Origin of the sequence: Nitrosopumilus maritimus SCM1, assembly GCF_000018465.1 — an archaeon.
Lineage (GTDB): Archaea > Thermoproteota > Nitrososphaeria > Nitrososphaerales > Nitrosopumilaceae > Nitrosopumilus > Nitrosopumilus maritimus.
This window is the reverse complement of record NC_010085.1, coordinates 668,994-684,536: the sequence shown is the minus strand read 5'-3', so window position 1 is coordinate 684,536 and position 15,543 is coordinate 668,994. Positions and strand designations below refer to the sequence as shown.

Here is a 15,543-nt window from a genome sequence, read left to right as displayed (position 1 = left end):
GAAAACATTGGATAAAAATTCAGAAATTATCAGAATCGAAATTATTAGAATTCTAAACGAGAATGGAAGGATTAGAGGCACAGAATTAGCCAAAAGAGTCATGGAAAAAGTTGGAAATGAAAAAACAGTGTATAGAGAGATTAGTGCTCTTGTAGAGTCTGGAGATATCGAAAAAAGAGTTCACAGTAGAGCCCACATTGAATATGAATTAGTGAATTTGTATGAATCAGTAAATAATCAATTAAAGAACCTTCATAGTGAAATCAAAACGATTTTTGAAGAAATAGAAAATTTTGATAACATTAGTAAAGCAGAAAATCTTTCATTTCATGAAAGATTAAGATCAATTATTCATTTAATCCAAATTGTTCAGTCAACTGATGGAATCATGAAGTTATTGTCATTTTATCCCACATTTAGAAAAGACAAAATGTTTCCACAAATTAATAGAAAGATTGATGATTGTTGGCAAGCAATCATGACAAACATTTCACATCAACCCGAAGATGTGTTTCTAAATGAAATTTTAGCAAACTTGAGAATATCTCATAGGGATGCAAAAAATGTCAATTAGAATTTTTTTAGTTTTTCAATAATTACTTTGAGTATTTCTTCATCATCTAAAAGAATTAATGGAAAATCATTTTCTTCGCTTGCTTTACGAAATTCTTTGTCTTTTGTGACAATTATCAAGTGATTTTTTTGAGCATATTGTATTATTGAAAAATCAGAACCAAGTTTTTCTCCAGCCATGTTAAGTTTTCTCACACTTAATGCATCATAACCATGTTCTTTGAGACGATCATCCATACCATCTAGATTTTCATCTACAAGAATTTTCATAATAGAACTGAATTTGATTTCAATATTAGTGTAAAATTATCAGGACAAATCATGACCACATGCAGGGCAAACTTTGAGTTTACAGTATTCACAGCCGCATTTGGGGCATGACTTTACAGAATCCAATGGAAATGTCATGATATACATTACAAAATTTATTTTTAAGCTTAATTCTATTTTTAAAACTGGTTAATTCTAGGAAGAGATTGCCAAAATCTTCTTTTTGACATATCTGCCTAATGTTTCAGGAGAATATTCTATTCCGTGTTCTTTTGCCATATGATTCCAATATGCAAAAACTACCTGCTCCATTTCCCCCTCTACAAAATAATCGCAGTCAAAGCCACATTCATCACATCTAATGTTGACCATAAAAAATTATTAAAATAGGGAAATAAAAGCAAGAATGGAATAAATCTGAAAATTTGTTTAAAATTGAGAGTAATTTTGGATAATCATTAGTTAGAAAATAGTCAAGAGCATCAAGTACATATTTTGCAAAAATTTAACCACTTTGTGGATGTAAAAGAAGAAGACAAATCAGAAGAATCTAAGAGAAATCATATCAAATACTATAGATCACTAGCAAAAACAATTTCAGATATCAGAGAAGAAGAAAAACAAGAACAAAATCCAGTTATTAAGAATCACCTTGAAAAAAGAATAGAGGCTATGGAAAAAGACAAGATACGAATTAAAGAGATGTTTCCTGATATTACAGATGAGTAAAAATGCCAACACCTACAGAAAAAAACCACAACAAGCATTTGGATTTGTTACATGATTACAAAATCCATCTTGTAAAATACATTCAAGAATTAGAAAAGTTAGACCAAAAATCAGAATTTGTAAAAAAATGGAATGAAACAACAATTAAAGAAAGAAAAGAAGAACTCAAAGTGATAGACAAGATACTAAAAAATTTAATTCGATTTTGAATTCTGAGTTAAATCATAAAGAGCATTACAAAAAGAATCAAGATTTTTCAAAGATACACCGTCAAACCATGCAAGTTCAGAAGTAATACTAAACCCTTCTAATTTTGACTCAGAATTTAATTCTAAAAAATCATTTTCATTATTAGCCATTTTTTTTAATTCTTCTTCATCATTTTTTGAGAATTTGTAATTACAAGTCATCAAATCAATTTGTACAAAATAATTTCCATGGTGAGGATTAATTTTTGCCTTAATGAATGGTTTATCAAACTGTTGACAATTTCTATAATGTTTGTCATATTCAAACATCTTTGAGTCACCAAGATATTTTTGAAAGGTCATTAGGATAAGAAATCCAAAGTCAAAATTAACTTAAAGACCTGCAGTAAGTTTTTTGATTTTTGTGATTAGTCTGATTTTGGTGTTAATTGGCATCTCAGGTTCCATTGTAAAATAGATGATGTTTCTTTTTGCATAAACTACCATTTGAGATACTTTTTCTCTTTCAACATGAACATAACGAACTTTACCTAAAGATCTATCAAATTCTTTTCTCATAGCACGTCTTTGGGCAACTTGTTTGCAGAAATGCTCTTCTTCTTTTTGAGATTTGAGGTTTGTTTTTCCTGTCTTCATAATTGCCTCTCGGATGTTTCCTTTAGGGTCAATTATTGCAGCAAATCTCATTTTAGAATCCAAATTAATGATTTTTTGAACAATATCAAGCAGATCGATTTTCTTTGCTGCCATATTAGAAGAAAAATTAGGGGCAAATATAATCTAATAAAGATGAAATTAGATCTTAGAATACTAATACAAGGATAAGATATCACAAACACAGAAAAATGAATAAAGCAATTTTCGAAGTTTTAGAAAAATTAGAAAAACAATCATCATTAGAAAAATCAAGACAAGTAAATGTTTCATCTGATGAAAGAATGTTAGCAATAACAAAAGAAACGGGAGAATTACTCAATATGCTAATACGTCTAAAAAATGCAAAAAATATGCTAGAGGTTGGAATGTCGGTAGGATATTCAACAATATGGTGTGCTGAAGCAATTATTGAGAATAATGGAAAAATAATAACAATAGAACAAAATGCAAAAAAAATTCAAAGAGCAAAAGAGAACTTTCAAAATGCAAATGTTTCAGAACACATAGCAATTCAAGAAGGATTGGCAATGCAAATTTTACAAGAACTCAGTTTGAATGAAGATTACAAAGTATTTTTTGATTTTGTATTAATTGATGCAGATAAAGAAAATGTTATTGAATATTTTGATATGATATTACCCATGGTATCAGTAGGCGGAGTAATTGTTACAGACAACATGTTATATCCTGAAAAATATAGAGAAAGTATGAAAGAATATTCATCACACATACAAGCAATTCAAAATGTTAGAACTATAACTTCACCAATAGGAAATGGTGAAGAAATTACAATAAAGTTAAGATGATTTTTTCTTTACAGATTTTTTAGTTTTGGTCACTGCTTTTTTTGTAGTTTTTTTAGCAGGTTTTTTGGCAGTAGTCTTTTTTGAATTTAATGATTTGAGTTTTTTGTCTTTTTCAGAGATTTGTTTTTTTAGCTTTTGTTGTTTTTCTTTTAATTTTTGATTCTTTAATTTAATTTGTTGTTCTGTTTTTTCACGTTTCTTTTTAAGTGATTCATAGACTTTTTCTTCTTTTTTGAGTTGTTTTGCTAAGTTTTCTTGAGATTTTAGACGTTCTTTTTCTTCATTAGTTTTTTTGGTTATTGCTTCTTTTTCTTTAGAGATGGTGTTTATCAAAGTAAGACGTTCTTCTTTTGCTTTTATCAAATCTGTCTCTTGAGATTTTATCAAATTCTTGAGTTTTTCAGATTCTGCAAATTTTGCTTTTTCTTCATTGACTTGTGAAACGATAAATTCGTAATCTTTCTTAGTTTTTTCCAAGTCACTTTGTTTTGATTTGATTTCATTTGCAATAGATGCTTGTTCAAGTAAGCGTGATTTTTGTTCTTCAATCATATTTGTGAGCAGGGTTTGTTCAATTTCAACTTGTTTTTCTATTTTCTCTTGTTCTAATTGTGCTTGAGCTAGTTGGCGCTTTTGTTGTGCAAGTTCTTTTGAAATTTTTGTTTTTTCTAGATTAATATTTTTAATAATGTTAGTTCGCTCTTTTTTCACTTTAGCCAATTCTTCTTTTTGAGCAATAATTTCTTCAGAAAGTTTTGTCTGAGATTTAATTTTTAGACGTTCTTCTTGAATTTGTGCTTCTAATGTTGCTTTTTCTTGAGTTACTTTTTGCTCGTATTCTTTTCGATGAGATACTAATTGTGTTAATTTTGAACGGTGCGCATCAATTTCACTTGAAATTGATTTTTGTTTTTGGATTTTTTCTTCTTCTTTTTGAATATCTTTAGAAATTTTTTCAATTTCTGTAGAGTCTAATGAAGAGTTCCATCCTTTTGGCATACTTCCTCTAGACACAGGTTTTTCTTCAGGTGTGGGTTTTACTTCAGGTTGAGGTTTTGGAGGAGGGATTGTTTCTGTATGTTGCGATTCATGAATTGTTGTATACTCTGCAGATTTTGGAGTAATAGGTTCATTTAGTTTTGATTCTAAATATGCAGCATCAGAATGATACAGAGTTTTGTTATTTGAAATCATGTCAAAAATATGCTGTAATCTTCCAGGATCACCATTTCCTGAGTTGATTAGTTCTTGTATTTTTGGCAGAACATCACTGCCAGTAACAGGTTCTGATTCATCTTCGAGACTAAATGAGGATTCTAGTTTTTGTTCAAGATAATTTTGATCAGAATGGTATAGTGGACGATTATTTTTTAGACACTCTAGTATGTGATATAATCTTCCAGGATCACCATTTCCAGAATCAATCAGAGATTGTACATTTTCAATTGTTTGGGAAAGAGTCAATTGTGACATATCAGGCCTTGGTTAATTTTCTCATAGTCTAGTAAAAATAACTTTTTAAAAAAAATTTACCCACGCATAAATTTTAGGTGATTTATTAATCAGAAAATTGTCAACAAATTATGCGTGCAGGGACATCAATGATCTTCATAGGAGGAGGGATGTTTCTAGCAGGATTGGTAATGTTTTATTCAATTGAAATAGGTCAAGTACAACCTGTTTTGAGATTAATTAAAAACATTGGAACATTTGTGGGTCTTTCAGGAATAGGTGTAGGCGTAGCAGGGATTTTGTTATATCTTATTAGTAGAAATCAACCACCAATTCAAGAAAATTTTGATTCAGGAGAATAATTCTCAAAAAAAATACATCACCATAAGATCTTGTGACAACTAAATTATATCATAACAACTACCACTTTTTGTAATGGCTGAAAAAGTGTGGATGGGAGCAATTTTCCTAAAAGATGAGGGAGGATATGAAATTGTATTAAAATCACTAGAGCATTATCGAAAAAGATTACGTACAATTGCACAAAGTCCAGAACTAAAAGATTCTGCTGCCATGTTTGCATCAGTTTTGAATCAACAAGCAATGAAAACAGTTCCAAAAATTGATGAAGTGGTTGAAAAGATCAAAACCAGTATTAACGATATCCAAGCAATGCAAAATCTTAGTAATGAAATTTCATTCTTTGAAAAAGCACTGATGTGTTATGAATCAGATATTGACAAAGCACAAAACACAGGTCACGAATATTTTGTGAATTTAGTAGGGGATTTAGCAGCAGCAAAAAATGATATAGAGATCATAAAAACAGCATTAAAGAAAATAAAAGAATTTTCAGAATAAAATTATAGTCCTTGCAAATACCAATCCAAGTAAGGAGTCAATGCTTTGCATTGTTTCTTTTTTTCAGATTCATCTTCAATATCCACAATTTTCTGAATTTTTCCATCAAGGTATTCTAATGTCAAATTGCTCTTAAATTGAGGCTGAATTTGCTTTAAGACATCAATAATTTCTTCTGATGATGTATTATCAAAGTTTTCTAAAATTTTAGAAACTTGCTCATTTAAAGACATAATTCCAATTCAGATAAAGCCCATTATAATTTTTCTAATCCAAAACATCATCATCATTCCAAGTTAGTCGAAATCTTCCAGTAACTCGGAACATCTGAATTTTTCCACCTTCTCTAAAATGTAGTTTGTAAAAGTTATGAGATGCGTCTTCAATCTCCAAAGTAACATTTTCTTTTTTGGTCTGAAATATTATAGGATCATTTGAAATTTGATTCCAATCATCTTCATCAAAATCAAGATAAAATTTTGTGTATAATAGTCCCATGAATTATTCTAAAATGAACCTGAATAAATAACTAAAGAATATACTATTTATCTGATGGATTTTTTGGCACAATAACTCCTAGAAAACTAATAATTGTTGGAACCAATAATTCAGAGTCCTTATCATTTTGAATTATCGCATAAACTTGGTAGATTAGTTGTTGAATTGTTAAATGCTCGTCTCTATACAATGTTTTTTTAGGATTTTTAATAGCATCCAAAATCGTAAAGCCGTTGTCGGTTTGCAATAACCGTCTCAAAATAGAATTTGAAATGTTTATTTTTTCATCAATGTCCTTATGAGGAAAATCAGTTTCTAATCGTTTGATTTGAATTTTAAGATCATGAAAAGAATTGTTTGTAGTTTGCTCAATGTGCTGTGCTGCTTTGTGAGTGTAATTTTCAGTAAGATGATAGAATTTCATATTACTTTTAGAATTTACCAAGATGATCTCTTTCTCAATAAGAGAGTCACGAGTTTTCTCAAAAGTAGTTTTTGCCATGAATTTTGGAACTATTAGTTTTAGTAATGCATTATGATGCAGATCAGGATTTTCTTTGATATGCTCTAGAATTATCCTTTCACGCTCATACATCATTAAAGTAGGCTCAGATTGACTCATTTCATCTAGGTCAACCTATTATTGGTAGGTCAACTATTAAAAAATTGCGGAATAAGAAAAATCAAGAATATTTGAAAACGTATGAGTGGTTTTACTCTTTATCGATGAATTCGTTTGCACCAGGTGGATCTGGAGCAAGACCTTTTCTCTTTCGAATATCAGAGACTGCAGCAGACAACATTGATTTTGGGACTTCAGTCCATGCTTTGAATGAAGTATTCCATGTTGCACGACCGGCTGTTTGACCTCTCATCTCTTCAGATAGCGTAAAGGTTTCAGAAGCTGGTATCTCTCCAGTAACAATACTTGATGCACCTTTTTGAGCCATATCTAGAACTTTACCACGTTTTCCTGAAAGAACAGTTGCAACATTTCCTACCAAATCAGTTGGTACACGAACTTCAATTGCTAAGGTTGGTTCAAGTACAGCAGTTCCTGCAGTAAGTAATGCCCCCATACATGCTCTACGAGATGCAGGTCCTAATTGAGATAGACCTCTGTGTGCAGTATCCTCATGAGGAACAAAGTGAGTGAATGTGAATTTACAGTCTCTCATTTGCTCTTTACAGAGAGGGCCTTCTTTCATTACTTCATCAAATCCAGAATTAATAGAATCAGTTGATTCTTGTACAAATTGAACACCTTTTGTTCCGTTAATCAAAACATTACCACGAGAATCAAATTTCATAACTCTCTTGATTGTATCAGTATCCCATCCAGCACCTTTGAGCAAATCAGAGACTACTTTCTTGTCTTTCATGTCACTGATTTCACCAGTTCTAAGCATAGTAGCAATTTCAGGCTCGAGTGGCTCTACTTTCATGAAAATCTTGTTGTGTCTGTTTGGGGATTTTGCCATAATTGGTTCACAACCAGCTTTGACAGTTTCTCTGTAGTTAATCAAAGGTTCAGAAGTTACAATCTCGACTTTAGCATCTTGAATACGGTGAGTTGCAACATCCAAGTGCAATACACCCATACCTGCAACAATAGTCTCACCACTCTCCTCATCAATCTTTACGACAAGGTTAGGATCTTCGATTGTTAATTGTTTGAGAACTTCAACTAGTTTAGGTAAATCTTTAGGATGTTTTGGTTCAATTGCAACTTGAACAACAGGTTCTGAAACGTATTTGACACCTTCAAACATTGGAATATCTTTAACAGTAGATAGTGTATTACCTGCTCTAGCTTCAGTTAATCCCAATAATGCAGGAATGTTTCCAGCTCCAAGTTCACCTACTTGTTCTCTTTGGTTTCCCATGAAAAAGTTAACAGATTGAACTCTTCCTTCACGTTTTTCATCTATAATTTGAATAGTTTGTCCATCTTTGATTGTTCCAGAGAACAACCTTCCAATTGCAACAGGTCCTGCTGCAGGATCTAATACCATGTTTACAATCATCATAATTGTTGGACCATCATCACTGCATGAGAGTAACGCTTTACCAACATCAGAATCCAAATCACCTTTCCAAATTTGCGGAATTCTGTATTTCACAGCTTCAGCAGGAGCTGGATGATGTTTTACAACCATTCCAAGTACTGCATCAGCTAAAGGTGCTTTCTCGACTAGGTCTGCAACCTTTTCATTTTCATATGCATCAATAACGTCTTTGAATGTAATTCCTCTCTCTTTCATCAAATCAACATTGATTGCCCATCTGTCTTTTGCAGAACCAAACGTCACGCTAGCATCTTGAATTGAAACTTTCCATTTTTCTTTGTATTCTGGTTCAGCATAAGTATCAATTAATTGGTTAAAGTTTGAAACAACTTCTGCAAGTTGCGCCTGCATTTTTTCAGGAGTTAAACGTAATTCTTTGATGAGTCTGTCTACTTTGTTGATAAACAATACAGGTTTTACTCTCTCTTCAAGAGCCATTCTAGTTACAGTTTCAGTCTGAGTCATGATACCTTCAACTGCATCACAAACAACAACTGCACCATCAATTGCTCTAAGACTACGAATTACCCTTCCACTAAAGTCAACGTGTCCAGGGGTATCAATCATGTTAATGACGTATTCTTTGTCTTTTTGTTGAAAGAGTAAAGTGACGTTTGCTTGATAAATTGTAATTCCTCTTTGTTGTTCTTCTTTATCAAAGTCCATGGCAAGTGCTTTTCCAGCAGCAGATGGCGCAATGATTCCAGAATAAGCTAAAAGGCTGTCACTCATGGTAGTTTTTCCATGGTCAACGTGAGCAATTACACCAAAGTTTCGGATCTGATCCTTATTTTTGATAATTTTCATAACATCGCTAGTTGACTTGAATTTTACCATATTCGCAAACCCTAGGATTCAGCTATTAAACCTTAGCCTTGCAAAAAGATCAATAGATCATTTGGTTGCTTACATTACGAATCTTTTTTGCAGTAACAAAATGGCAATCTTTCTTGTGTTTCTTTTTTGCCTCATAGAGTGCAAGAAATTCGGAGAAAAATATGCAATACAATAGTTGTGGTATCTTACCAGATGGAAGATTAGGATGAATCACGTTAATGCCAACTCTGGCCAAATTTTTAGCAAGTTGTCTGTTGTGAGTATTTTTTTCTTCAAAGATTATCACAGTGTCACTCCTTTTTGCAGAAAATAACTCCATGTGAGAGAACTGTTCTATTCTAGAATAATGCACATCATATCCCAATACCTCATAGAATTTGGCTGCACAAAACATTGCAATAGGAAATGTCAAGAGGTTGCCTAGAACATAGACCTTTTTTGAGAGGTTGGATTTTTTGGCATCAAACTTTGCTTTCTTGAATACTTCCTCAGATTTTGAAATAGAGAGAGGTTTAACAAGGGAGATACAAGTAAGGGCACTTTCCAAAAAGGTGATGCTTCCTGCAGTGAAGACATGATTAGTTGGAGCATCTAGTAAAATTACATCATCAGATGCTTTTGCTAGTCTGCTATCAGATTTTGAAGTGATTGCAATTGATTTTTTTGTTAGTTTAGCAACTTTGATGTTTGTAATTGTATTTCCTGAGATGGAAACAAAATATACTCGTTTTGATTTTACCAAATGTTTGTTCTTGTACAAATCTAACGGATCCATTGCGTGTACCATGCCCTCTGAAAAAGATTCAGCAAGCATTGAAGAGATTAACGAATCCCCACTGCCAGTAAAAATAGTATTTTTTTGAAGAGATTTTGAAATTGGTTTTTGTTTTTTAAAGGATTTTAGAAAATCAACTTGCAGATGAATGTCTTTCTCAAATGCATCAATGGTATTCACAAAGTTGAATGAATTTTCGGCATATATTAGAAAACCTATTCTGATCATGTTTTGATTTTTATTACGACTGTCTTTGGAGAAAAATATGGAAATTTCAGTAGGTCATACTCCTGATTCAGATGATGCATTCATGTTTTATGGAATGTTTACAGGAAAAGTTCCATCACCAGATTTCAAAGTGAATCATGTCATTGAAGATATCGAGAAATTAAATCAGAAAGCTACTGATCCGCAATTAGATGTCACAGCAGTTTCAGTACATGCTTGCGCATACATCCCAGGATACACAATATTGCGTAGTGGTGGAAGTTTTGGAATTGGATATGGTCCAATTGTTACTGCAAGAGGACAGATGACTATTGATGAGATAAAAAAATGTAAAATTGCAATTCCAGGAAAGATGACATCTGCATTTTTGTTGCTACAATTAATGATTGGAAAGTTTGATTATGTTGAAATGAATTTTAGTGATATTCCAGAGGCTGTAAAATCAGGTAAAGTTGATGCAGGATTGGTAATTCATGAGACACAATTATCATATGCACAGGAAGGAAATGTCAAAATTCTAGATGTAGGAGAATGGTGGGATAAAACCACAAATGGATTACCAGTTCCACTAGGAATCAATGTTATGAAAACAGATTTGGGAATGGATACAATCCACAAATTTGACAAGTATCTACAAGCATCAATTGAGTATGGATTAGATAATTTAGAAGATGCAATAGAATATGCAATGCAATACTCTAGGGGAAAACCAAGAGATTTGATTGAAAAATTTGTAAAAATGTATGTCAATAAAGTAACTGTAAACATGGGAGATGCTGGAGAAGAATCAATTCGAAGGGTGTTTGAAATGGCAAAAGAAAAAGATCTTGTTCCAGATTTTGAATTAAGCATCGCCATCAAGTAATTATAGAACAAAAAGAGGAAAAAATTATGGGAGATGGTATTGGTGGTGCGGTCATCAACATTCTTACAAATAACGCATTTGAATTACTAATCAGTCACACTAGAAAAGACAATCAAGAAGAATATGGTAAAGTTGAAAAAATAATCATGAGTAAAATTGACAATCCAGATCAACCACAATACGAAGAAAAAACGAAAGAAGATCTAGAAAGAGCATTAAAAGGAAAATTTGTTTCATGTAATGTGCAATATAGAGACAAAAAGACAGATGCACTCATTTGTAATGTATTTGTGCAAAGACCGCCAGAAGGATTTTAGAAATTTTTAGAAAACAGACACAGCATCATTAACCATACCTAAAAAATGGATAACTGTGAGTTTTACATCCAATTCCTAATATATGATAGATTCAAAATAATATCAGTTGGTGTTAATAGATAAGAAAATTTTTGCAGGAGGCATGATCATGATTATTGTAGGCGTGATAATTGGAGTTACAACAGGTCAAGGACCAACAGGCCATGTAGGAATGACTGAAGAAGAGATTATCGATTTAATGGTAGCAGAAGATGAAAATCAAGCACTACAATTATTGTATGGATTGTTGATTGGTGTAGGATTTTTACTGGTTTTGATAAGTTTTGGGGCAAGACGCAGAAAAGGCAGTGCAAAAAGAACAGAGAAAAAACCTGCAGAATAGTTTAATCTTTTTGTATATCAAAAAATAAAGAAAAGAAATGATTCATGCAGAAATTAGCGTTTATCCAATGGCAACAAAAACTACCAGCGCAAGTTTTTACATTGCAAAAGCAATTGAATCAATTCAAAAAATTGAAAATCTGAAATATGAAATTAATCCAATGGGCACCATTTTAGAATCGGATGACATGGAGACAATCAATAAAGCTACAAAACAAATGACTGAAACAGTGCATAATTTAGGAATTGACAGAGTGGAAGTAATAATAAAAATTGATTCAAGGAAAGACAAACAGCAAAGTGGAGAAGAAAAATTAGAATCTATTAAAAAACATCTAAATTAAAAATTCTTTAAAATTCCAAAATGAGTATTTCGTTGTGCAGGAACACGTCCTATCTCTTTTACCATAGTTGCGAGTTCATCTACTGAAGAGTTAGTTGCTTTTCCTGCAGCGCGATAAATTTCTTCAGAAAAGGCAGTACCAACAAGATCACTACCACCATTAGATAATGCTACTTGAGCAAGTTTCTTACCATATGCTACCCAATAAACAGAAATGTTGTTCAAATAATTTGCAAGCATTAAACGAGACAATGCAATCACTCTCAAGTCATACACAGAAGAACATTCATTATTTACTAAATGTTCTTGTTCTAATTCAGTATTATCAAGGCTAAATTTGAGAGGAATAAGAGTGATAAATCCATTTGTCTTTTTTTGCAAGTCACGAATTTTAATGAGATGATCAACAATGTGCTCAGGTTTTTCTATATGTCCATAAAGCATAGTTACATTACTTTGAATTCCCATGGTATGTGCTTCTTCAATTACATCTAACCATTCTTGTCCAGTACATTTTCCTCGAACAATTTGTTTTCTAATTTCTGGATGAAATAGTTCAGCACCACCACCAGGCATTGAATCAAGTCCAGCATCTTTTAAACGAGATAAAATTTCTTTAGTAGAATTTTTTGTCAGTTTTGATAAATAGAAAATTTCTGCAGCAGTTAATGCTTTAATGTTTAGTTGAGGATGATGTTTTTTGATTATTCTCATCATGTCTTCATAGTATTCTAATGGAAGTTTTGGATGAAATCCTCCAACAATGTGTACTTCAGTTGCTCCCATTTGTTTTGCAATTCCAACTCTTTGTTCAATTTCTTGAGGAGTTAGCGTATATGCATCTTCAGCACCATCTTTTCGGTAAAAGGCACACATTTGACAACTTGCAGCACAGACATTTGTGTAATTCATGTAATAAGATGCTGCAAAAGTTACAGTATCACCAACCAACTCTTTTCTTCGAGCATCAGCAACTGCACCAAGAAGATGTAAATTATCATAATTCATCAAATCCATACCGTCATTGTAGGACAAATCTTCTCCTGCAATTGCTCGATCTAATGCCTTAGAGTCACCTACTAATTGCTCCAACATACCATAAAACAACCTCATCATGATATATTCCTTAGTCAGGCTCAAGAAATAAGTAGGCAAACAGGAATATCAGAATATGGTACTCCCTTTAGTAGATGAACACAAGCCAAAATGCTATCTATGTCATGAAGGATTTGAGAATTTGGAGGATCTTAGAAAACATCAAAATTCAGAACATACAGAATTTTTTGAATCGCATGAAAAAGAGATGAATAAAGAACCTGCTCCAGGGGATGTTACTGTGTTTTGATTTTATTCTGATTAATTGATTTTAGTAAATCTTTAGCAATATCTTTTGAAATACTTGCTAAATCAAATTCTTTGTCGATGGATAATGCTTTCTTAAAATGTTTTAATGCATCTTGAAGTTTTCCAGTTTCTCCTAAAGACAATCCCTTGTATGCCAATGCCATTGCACATTTTTTATCAACTTTTAAAACAGCATCATAACATTCCATTGCTTCATCATATTTTTGAGCAGAATGTAATGCAGTTCCTTTATTTAGTAATGCATCGATGTTTTGAGGAGAAAGCAATAATGCTTTATCATAAGTTCTGACTGCAAGTTTTATTCGGCCCATATTTTGCAGTGTTACACCTTTATCGATTAGAGCTCCAATGTTTGAAGGCTCGCGTTTGAGTACAAGATCATAAAGACTGATTGCATCATGAAAGTCACCTTCTTCAACACATTCATAGGCTTCAGCCAGCATACGATCTATGTTATTCAATATACCAGATAATATTTTGTTAATAATATAGATTCACTATTTGTCAACATTAGATCAAGAAGAATGTCTATCTCGAGGATCAATTTTTAGAGATTTGTTAAAACAATCCATTGCTTCTTCGTATCTACCAAGGCTTCGTAATGTGATACCCTTGTAATTCCACAAATCAGGATCTTCTTGATTCAGAAGAAGTGCTTGTTCAAAAAATCCCAAGGCATCATCAAATTTTCCATCTTCTAAGAGAGCCTTACCATGAAATACAAGTTCTTGGATTTTTTCCACAAATAGTGATATTTTGTATTTGTATTAAATTTGAAAAATCATTGAAGAATACGAGCCTAACAAATTAAACAAATTTACAGAAAATTAATGAAAATTTAAATAAATTTTTCAAGCATAGACTGTGTGGATTTAGATAAAACTGATGAAAAAATTCTCAGAAATTTGATGGTGGATGCACGACTATCAGCAAGGCAATTAGCACTAAAACTTGGAATGTCTACTGTAACAGTTCTATCAAGAATTAAAAAAATGGAAAAAGAGAAGATCATTAACGGGTATTCTGCAATAATTGATCATGAAAAACTTGGATATTCGCTTACTGCAATAATTGAAATCATTGCAAAAAATGACAAAGTTGTAGATATTGAAGAAGAAATATCAAAATTTGAGAATGTTTGTGGAGTTTACGACATTACAGGTTCCACAGATACCATAATCATTGCAAAATTTAAAGAAAGAAATGAGCTGAGTAGATTTGTTAAAAAATTGGCTTCAATCCCTAATGTTGAAAATACAATTACACATGTAGTATTAAATACTGCAAAAGAAGATTTCAGATTATCATAGTGAAAAAACATTGAAGATTGCAAGTATTTTTCTAATATCATTAGTTTTACTGTTAGTTCAAACATCATATGCACAAGAAAAAGAACTAGATATGGAATTAGAGATATCAGATGAAGAAAAAATAATTATTTTTGGAGGATTTTCAATTGCAGTGATTGGATTGTTTTTGTTTTTAGCAAGAGATGTTATTCTTAGAAGAAAAACAACATATGACAAAGAAGAATTAGAATCAAAAAAAGACAAAACAAATGAAAAATATCATTCAGATTGGGGGGATGATTATGAAGAGATTGGAACTAGAAGAAATACTATCAAAGATAAAGAATTCAGAGAAGCTGCACGAAATGATGAACTACCAAACTATTATGAGATTTTAAGAGTGTCACGAGATGCAACACAAGAAGAAATAAAGAAAAGTTTCAGAGAACTTGCAAAAAAGACACATCCAGACAAAACAAAAGAAGATTCAGAAGAAGAGATGTCAAAATTAAACAAAGCATATGAGATTTTATCTGATGAAGAGAGTAGAGAAAGATATGACAAGTATTTTGTAGATTAGACAGATTCCAATTTTACAATAATCATACTAAGTTCTATAGAATTCGGGGTTTGAACACTGTTTGTGAGATTTGTATGAATTTCTAGGTGTTTTATGCTATTTTCAAGAGTAATAGAAGTTGTTATTTTCAATTCACCAAATTCAGTATTTGGGCCAAGCATTTTCTTTGTGAGTAAAGGAACAATTGAAAGATCATTAACAGTTCCTTTCATTTTGTATGCAAATTTATCTGAAAAATATACCCCTCCACGAGTTGTAGGTTCATTTACAGGAACAGAAGAATGAGAAACTTGAACGTGAGTAAGAGGATATGAATTGTTTTTTAGATAAAGTGTAAATTCTAATGAGTCTGATTCAGAAAAATCAATTAAAGATTTTAAGAGATTTTTATCCACGGTCATTTAAAAACAAAAAATTTGCAATTCTATTGAATCTTTCC

At 31.9% G+C, this 15,543-nt stretch carries 27 protein-coding genes; 13 read left to right on the top strand and 14 right to left on the bottom strand.

The window, feature by feature from the left end; genetic code table 11:
- The first annotated feature begins 7 nt into the window (after positions 1 to 7).
- Complete coding sequence (locus NMAR_RS04065) at positions 8 to 574, top strand: hypothetical protein (RefSeq protein WP_012215143.1); 567 nt, start codon at positions 8 to 10, stop codon at positions 572 to 574.
- Here NMAR_RS04065 and NMAR_RS04060 read toward each other — a convergent pair.
- Both NMAR_RS04060 and NMAR_RS04055 read right to left on the bottom strand, forming a co-directional pair.
- Positions 571 to 843, bottom strand: a complete 273-nt coding sequence (locus NMAR_RS04060; protein WP_012215142.1) for a DUF5615 family PIN-like protein — start codon at positions 841 to 843, stop codon at positions 571 to 573. The genes NMAR_RS04065 and NMAR_RS04060 overlap by 4 nt on opposite strands.
- Positions 844 to 1,038: 195 nt before the next feature.
- On the bottom strand, positions 1,039 to 1,215 hold the full coding sequence (locus tag NMAR_RS04055) for a DUF1059 domain-containing protein (protein WP_148680090.1): 177 nt from the start codon (positions 1,213 to 1,215) through the stop codon (positions 1,039 to 1,041).
- Positions 1,216 to 1,359: 144 nt separating this feature from the next.
- On the opposite strand from NMAR_RS04055, the gene NMAR_RS04050 reads away from it, so the two are divergent.
- The gene (locus NMAR_RS04050; RefSeq protein WP_012215141.1) at positions 1,360 to 1,572 is read left to right on the top strand and encodes a hypothetical protein; all 213 of its coding nucleotides are present in this window, start codon (positions 1,360 to 1,362) and stop codon (positions 1,570 to 1,572) included.
- A gap of 2 nt (positions 1,573 to 1,574) precedes the next feature.
- The gene (locus NMAR_RS04045) at positions 1,575 to 1,781 is read left to right on the top strand and encodes a hypothetical protein (protein ID WP_148680089.1); all 207 of its coding nucleotides are present in this window, start codon (positions 1,575 to 1,577) and stop codon (positions 1,779 to 1,781) included.
- Here NMAR_RS04045 and NMAR_RS04040 read toward each other — a convergent pair.
- Both NMAR_RS04040 and NMAR_RS04035 read right to left on the bottom strand, forming a co-directional pair.
- Positions 1,767 to 2,123: a hypothetical protein gene (locus NMAR_RS04040; protein WP_148680088.1), complete on the bottom strand. Its 357-nt coding sequence runs from the start codon at positions 2,121 to 2,123 to the stop codon at positions 1,767 to 1,769. The genes NMAR_RS04045 and NMAR_RS04040 overlap by 15 nt on opposite strands.
- A 30-nt stretch (positions 2,124 to 2,153) precedes the next feature.
- Positions 2,154 to 2,531: a DUF6659 family protein gene (locus NMAR_RS04035; RefSeq protein WP_012215139.1), complete on the bottom strand. Its 378-nt coding sequence runs from the start codon at positions 2,529 to 2,531 to the stop codon at positions 2,154 to 2,156.
- Positions 2,532 to 2,626: 95 nt separating this feature from the next.
- Between NMAR_RS04035 and NMAR_RS04030 the strand changes: the two genes are divergently transcribed.
- Positions 2,627 to 3,244, top strand: coding sequence for an O-methyltransferase (locus NMAR_RS04030; RefSeq protein WP_012215138.1), 618 nt, complete (start codon positions 2,627 to 2,629; stop codon positions 3,242 to 3,244).
- Here NMAR_RS04030 and NMAR_RS04025 read toward each other — a convergent pair.
- Entirely contained in the window at positions 3,236 to 4,717 is a 1,482-nt protein-coding gene (locus tag NMAR_RS04025; RefSeq protein ID WP_012215137.1) for a coiled-coil domain-containing protein, read from the bottom strand. The genes NMAR_RS04030 and NMAR_RS04025 overlap by 9 nt on opposite strands.
- Before the next feature lie 128 nt (positions 4,718 to 4,845).
- On the opposite strand from NMAR_RS04025, the gene NMAR_RS04020 reads away from it, so the two are divergent.
- Positions 4,846 to 5,058, top strand: a complete 213-nt coding sequence (locus tag NMAR_RS04020) for a hypothetical protein (RefSeq protein WP_012215136.1) — start codon at positions 4,846 to 4,848, stop codon at positions 5,056 to 5,058.
- Between the two features lie 73 nt (positions 5,059 to 5,131).
- On the top strand, positions 5,132 to 5,557 hold the full coding sequence (locus tag NMAR_RS04015; RefSeq protein ID WP_012215135.1) for a hypothetical protein: 426 nt from the start codon (positions 5,132 to 5,134) through the stop codon (positions 5,555 to 5,557).
- A 2-nt stretch (positions 5,558 to 5,559) separates the two neighbouring features.
- Here NMAR_RS04015 and NMAR_RS04010 read toward each other — a convergent pair whose 3' ends face one another.
- From NMAR_RS04010 to NMAR_RS03990, 5 genes are all read right to left on the bottom strand, one after another.
- Positions 5,560 to 5,790, bottom strand: coding sequence for a hypothetical protein (locus NMAR_RS04010; protein WP_012215134.1), 231 nt, complete (start codon positions 5,788 to 5,790; stop codon positions 5,560 to 5,562).
- A 34-nt stretch (positions 5,791 to 5,824) separates the two neighbouring features.
- Positions 5,825 to 6,055, bottom strand: coding sequence for a hypothetical protein (locus tag NMAR_RS04005; protein WP_012215133.1), 231 nt, complete (start codon positions 6,053 to 6,055; stop codon positions 5,825 to 5,827).
- 43 nt (positions 6,056 to 6,098) lie between these two features.
- Positions 6,099 to 6,677: a hypothetical protein gene (locus tag NMAR_RS04000; protein WP_012215132.1), complete on the bottom strand. Its 579-nt coding sequence runs from the start codon at positions 6,675 to 6,677 to the stop codon at positions 6,099 to 6,101.
- Between the two features lie 91 nt (positions 6,678 to 6,768).
- Positions 6,769 to 8,961 carry an elongation factor EF-2 gene (locus NMAR_RS03995; protein ID WP_012215131.1) on the bottom strand — a complete coding sequence of 731 codons (2,193 nt, stop codon included), beginning with the start codon at positions 8,959 to 8,961 and terminating at the stop codon, positions 6,769 to 6,771.
- Positions 8,962 to 9,010: 49 nt separating this feature from the next.
- Positions 9,011 to 9,916 carry a sugar isomerase gene (locus NMAR_RS03990; protein WP_148680086.1) on the bottom strand — a complete coding sequence of 302 codons (906 nt, stop codon included), beginning with the start codon at positions 9,914 to 9,916 and terminating at the stop codon, positions 9,011 to 9,013.
- Positions 9,917 to 10,001: 85 nt separating this feature from the next.
- On the opposite strand from NMAR_RS03990, the gene NMAR_RS03985 reads away from it, so the two are divergent.
- The 4 genes from NMAR_RS03985 to NMAR_RS03970 all read left to right on the top strand — a co-directional run bounded on the left by NMAR_RS03985 (position 10,002) and on the right by NMAR_RS03970 (position 11,871).
- Entirely contained in the window at positions 10,002 to 10,829 is an 828-nt protein-coding gene (locus NMAR_RS03985; RefSeq protein WP_012215129.1) for an MqnA/MqnD/SBP family protein, read from the top strand.
- Positions 10,830 to 10,855: 26 nt separating this feature from the next.
- Positions 10,856 to 11,146 (top strand): hypothetical protein, encoded by a 291-nt coding sequence (locus tag NMAR_RS03980; RefSeq protein WP_012215128.1) that lies wholly within the window; start codon positions 10,856 to 10,858, stop codon positions 11,144 to 11,146.
- Between the two features lie 148 nt (positions 11,147 to 11,294).
- A complete protein-coding gene (locus NMAR_RS03975; RefSeq protein WP_012215127.1) occupies positions 11,295 to 11,528 on the top strand; it encodes a cytochrome c-type biogenesis protein in 234 nt (77 codons plus the stop codon).
- Positions 11,529 to 11,565: 37 nt separating this feature from the next.
- The gene (locus NMAR_RS03970) at positions 11,566 to 11,871 is read left to right on the top strand and encodes an MTH1187 family thiamine-binding protein (protein WP_012215126.1); all 306 of its coding nucleotides are present in this window, start codon (positions 11,566 to 11,568) and stop codon (positions 11,869 to 11,871) included.
- Here NMAR_RS03970 and NMAR_RS03965 read toward each other — a convergent pair.
- Entirely contained in the window at positions 11,868 to 12,965 is a 1,098-nt protein-coding gene (locus NMAR_RS03965; RefSeq protein WP_012215125.1) for a radical SAM protein, read from the bottom strand. The genes NMAR_RS03970 and NMAR_RS03965 overlap by 4 nt on opposite strands.
- Before the next feature lie 76 nt (positions 12,966 to 13,041).
- On the opposite strand from NMAR_RS03965, the gene NMAR_RS09705 reads away from it, so the two are divergent.
- Positions 13,042 to 13,215 carry a hypothetical protein gene (locus tag NMAR_RS09705; protein WP_012215124.1) on the top strand — a complete coding sequence of 58 codons (174 nt, stop codon included), beginning with the start codon at positions 13,042 to 13,044 and terminating at the stop codon, positions 13,213 to 13,215.
- On the opposite strand, the gene NMAR_RS03960 is transcribed toward NMAR_RS09705, so the two are convergent.
- Both NMAR_RS03960 and NMAR_RS03955 read right to left on the bottom strand, forming a co-directional pair.
- Positions 13,202 to 13,696 (bottom strand): tetratricopeptide repeat protein, encoded by a 495-nt coding sequence (locus NMAR_RS03960; protein WP_148680085.1) that lies wholly within the window; start codon positions 13,694 to 13,696, stop codon positions 13,202 to 13,204. The two genes, NMAR_RS09705 and NMAR_RS03960, sit on opposite strands and share 14 nt — an antisense overlap.
- 54 nt (positions 13,697 to 13,750) lie before the next feature.
- Positions 13,751 to 13,978, bottom strand: coding sequence for a tetratricopeptide repeat protein (locus NMAR_RS03955; protein WP_012215122.1), 228 nt, complete (start codon positions 13,976 to 13,978; stop codon positions 13,751 to 13,753).
- 123 nt (positions 13,979 to 14,101) lie between these two features.
- Between NMAR_RS03955 and NMAR_RS03950 the strand changes: the two genes are divergently transcribed.
- Both NMAR_RS03950 and NMAR_RS03945 read left to right on the top strand, forming a co-directional pair.
- Positions 14,102 to 14,545, top strand: a complete 444-nt coding sequence (locus NMAR_RS03950; protein WP_012215121.1) for an Lrp/AsnC family transcriptional regulator — start codon at positions 14,102 to 14,104, stop codon at positions 14,543 to 14,545.
- Between the two features lie 10 nt (positions 14,546 to 14,555).
- Positions 14,556 to 15,104 (top strand): DnaJ domain-containing protein, encoded by a 549-nt coding sequence (locus NMAR_RS03945; protein ID WP_012215120.1) that lies wholly within the window; start codon positions 14,556 to 14,558, stop codon positions 15,102 to 15,104.
- On the opposite strand, the gene NMAR_RS03940 is transcribed toward NMAR_RS03945, so the two are convergent.
- Positions 15,101 to 15,505: a hypothetical protein gene (locus NMAR_RS03940; RefSeq protein WP_012215119.1), complete on the bottom strand. Its 405-nt coding sequence runs from the start codon at positions 15,503 to 15,505 to the stop codon at positions 15,101 to 15,103. The genes NMAR_RS03945 and NMAR_RS03940 overlap by 4 nt on opposite strands.
- Positions 15,506 to 15,543: the final 38 nt, after the last annotated feature.

What these genes read in the sequence shown, in the direction of transcription:
- NMAR_RS04005 (WP_012215133.1), bottom strand. Translation starts at nt 6,055, where the DNA reads ATGGGACTATTATACACAAAATTTTATCTTGATTTTGATGAAGATGAT.
- NMAR_RS04060 (WP_012215142.1), bottom strand. Translation starts at nt 843, where the DNA reads ATGAAAATTCTTGTAGATGAAAATCTAGATGGTATGGATGATCGTCTC.
- NMAR_RS03980 (WP_012215128.1), top strand. Translation starts at nt 10,856, where the DNA reads ATGGGAGATGGTATTGGTGGTGCGGTCATCAACATTCTTACAAATAAC.
- NMAR_RS04030 (WP_012215138.1), top strand. Translation starts at nt 2,627, where the DNA reads ATGAATAAAGCAATTTTCGAAGTTTTAGAAAAATTAGAAAAACAATCA.
- NMAR_RS04055 (WP_148680090.1), bottom strand. Translation starts at nt 1,215, where the DNA reads ATGGTCAACATTAGATGTGATGAATGTGGCTTTGACTGCGATTATTTT.
- NMAR_RS04040 (WP_148680088.1), bottom strand. Translation starts at nt 2,123, where the DNA reads ATGACCTTTCAAAAATATCTTGGTGACTCAAAGATGTTTGAATATGAC.
- NMAR_RS03975 (WP_012215127.1), top strand. Translation starts at nt 11,295, where the DNA reads ATGATTATTGTAGGCGTGATAATTGGAGTTACAACAGGTCAAGGACCA.
- NMAR_RS09705 (WP_012215124.1), top strand. Translation starts at nt 13,042, where the DNA reads ATGGTACTCCCTTTAGTAGATGAACACAAGCCAAAATGCTATCTATGT.
- NMAR_RS04010 (WP_012215134.1), bottom strand. Translation starts at nt 5,790, where the DNA reads ATGTCTTTAAATGAGCAAGTTTCTAAAATTTTAGAAAACTTTGATAAT.
- NMAR_RS03965 (WP_012215125.1), bottom strand. Translation starts at nt 12,965, where the DNA reads ATGTTGGAGCAATTAGTAGGTGACTCTAAGGCATTAGATCGAGCAATT.
- NMAR_RS03970 (WP_012215126.1), top strand. Translation starts at nt 11,566, where the DNA reads ATGATTCATGCAGAAATTAGCGTTTATCCAATGGCAACAAAAACTACC.
- NMAR_RS04015 (WP_012215135.1), top strand. Translation starts at nt 5,132, where the DNA reads ATGGCTGAAAAAGTGTGGATGGGAGCAATTTTCCTAAAAGATGAGGGA.
- NMAR_RS04025 (WP_012215137.1), bottom strand. Translation starts at nt 4,717, where the DNA reads ATGTCACAATTGACTCTTTCCCAAACAATTGAAAATGTACAATCTCTG.
- NMAR_RS03995 (WP_012215131.1), bottom strand. Translation starts at nt 8,961, where the DNA reads ATGGTAAAATTCAAGTCAACTAGCGATGTTATGAAAATTATCAAAAAT.
- NMAR_RS04000 (WP_012215132.1), bottom strand. Translation starts at nt 6,677, where the DNA reads ATGAGTCAATCTGAGCCTACTTTAATGATGTATGAGCGTGAAAGGATA.
- NMAR_RS04035 (WP_012215139.1), bottom strand. Translation starts at nt 2,531, where the DNA reads ATGGCAGCAAAGAAAATCGATCTGCTTGATATTGTTCAAAAAATCATT.
- NMAR_RS03940 (WP_012215119.1), bottom strand. Translation starts at nt 15,505, where the DNA reads ATGACCGTGGATAAAAATCTCTTAAAATCTTTAATTGATTTTTCTGAA.
- NMAR_RS04045 (WP_148680089.1), top strand. Translation starts at nt 1,575, where the DNA reads ATGCCAACACCTACAGAAAAAAACCACAACAAGCATTTGGATTTGTTA.
- NMAR_RS04020 (WP_012215136.1), top strand. Translation starts at nt 4,846, where the DNA reads ATGATCTTCATAGGAGGAGGGATGTTTCTAGCAGGATTGGTAATGTTT.
- NMAR_RS03985 (WP_012215129.1), top strand. Translation starts at nt 10,002, where the DNA reads ATGGAAATTTCAGTAGGTCATACTCCTGATTCAGATGATGCATTCATG.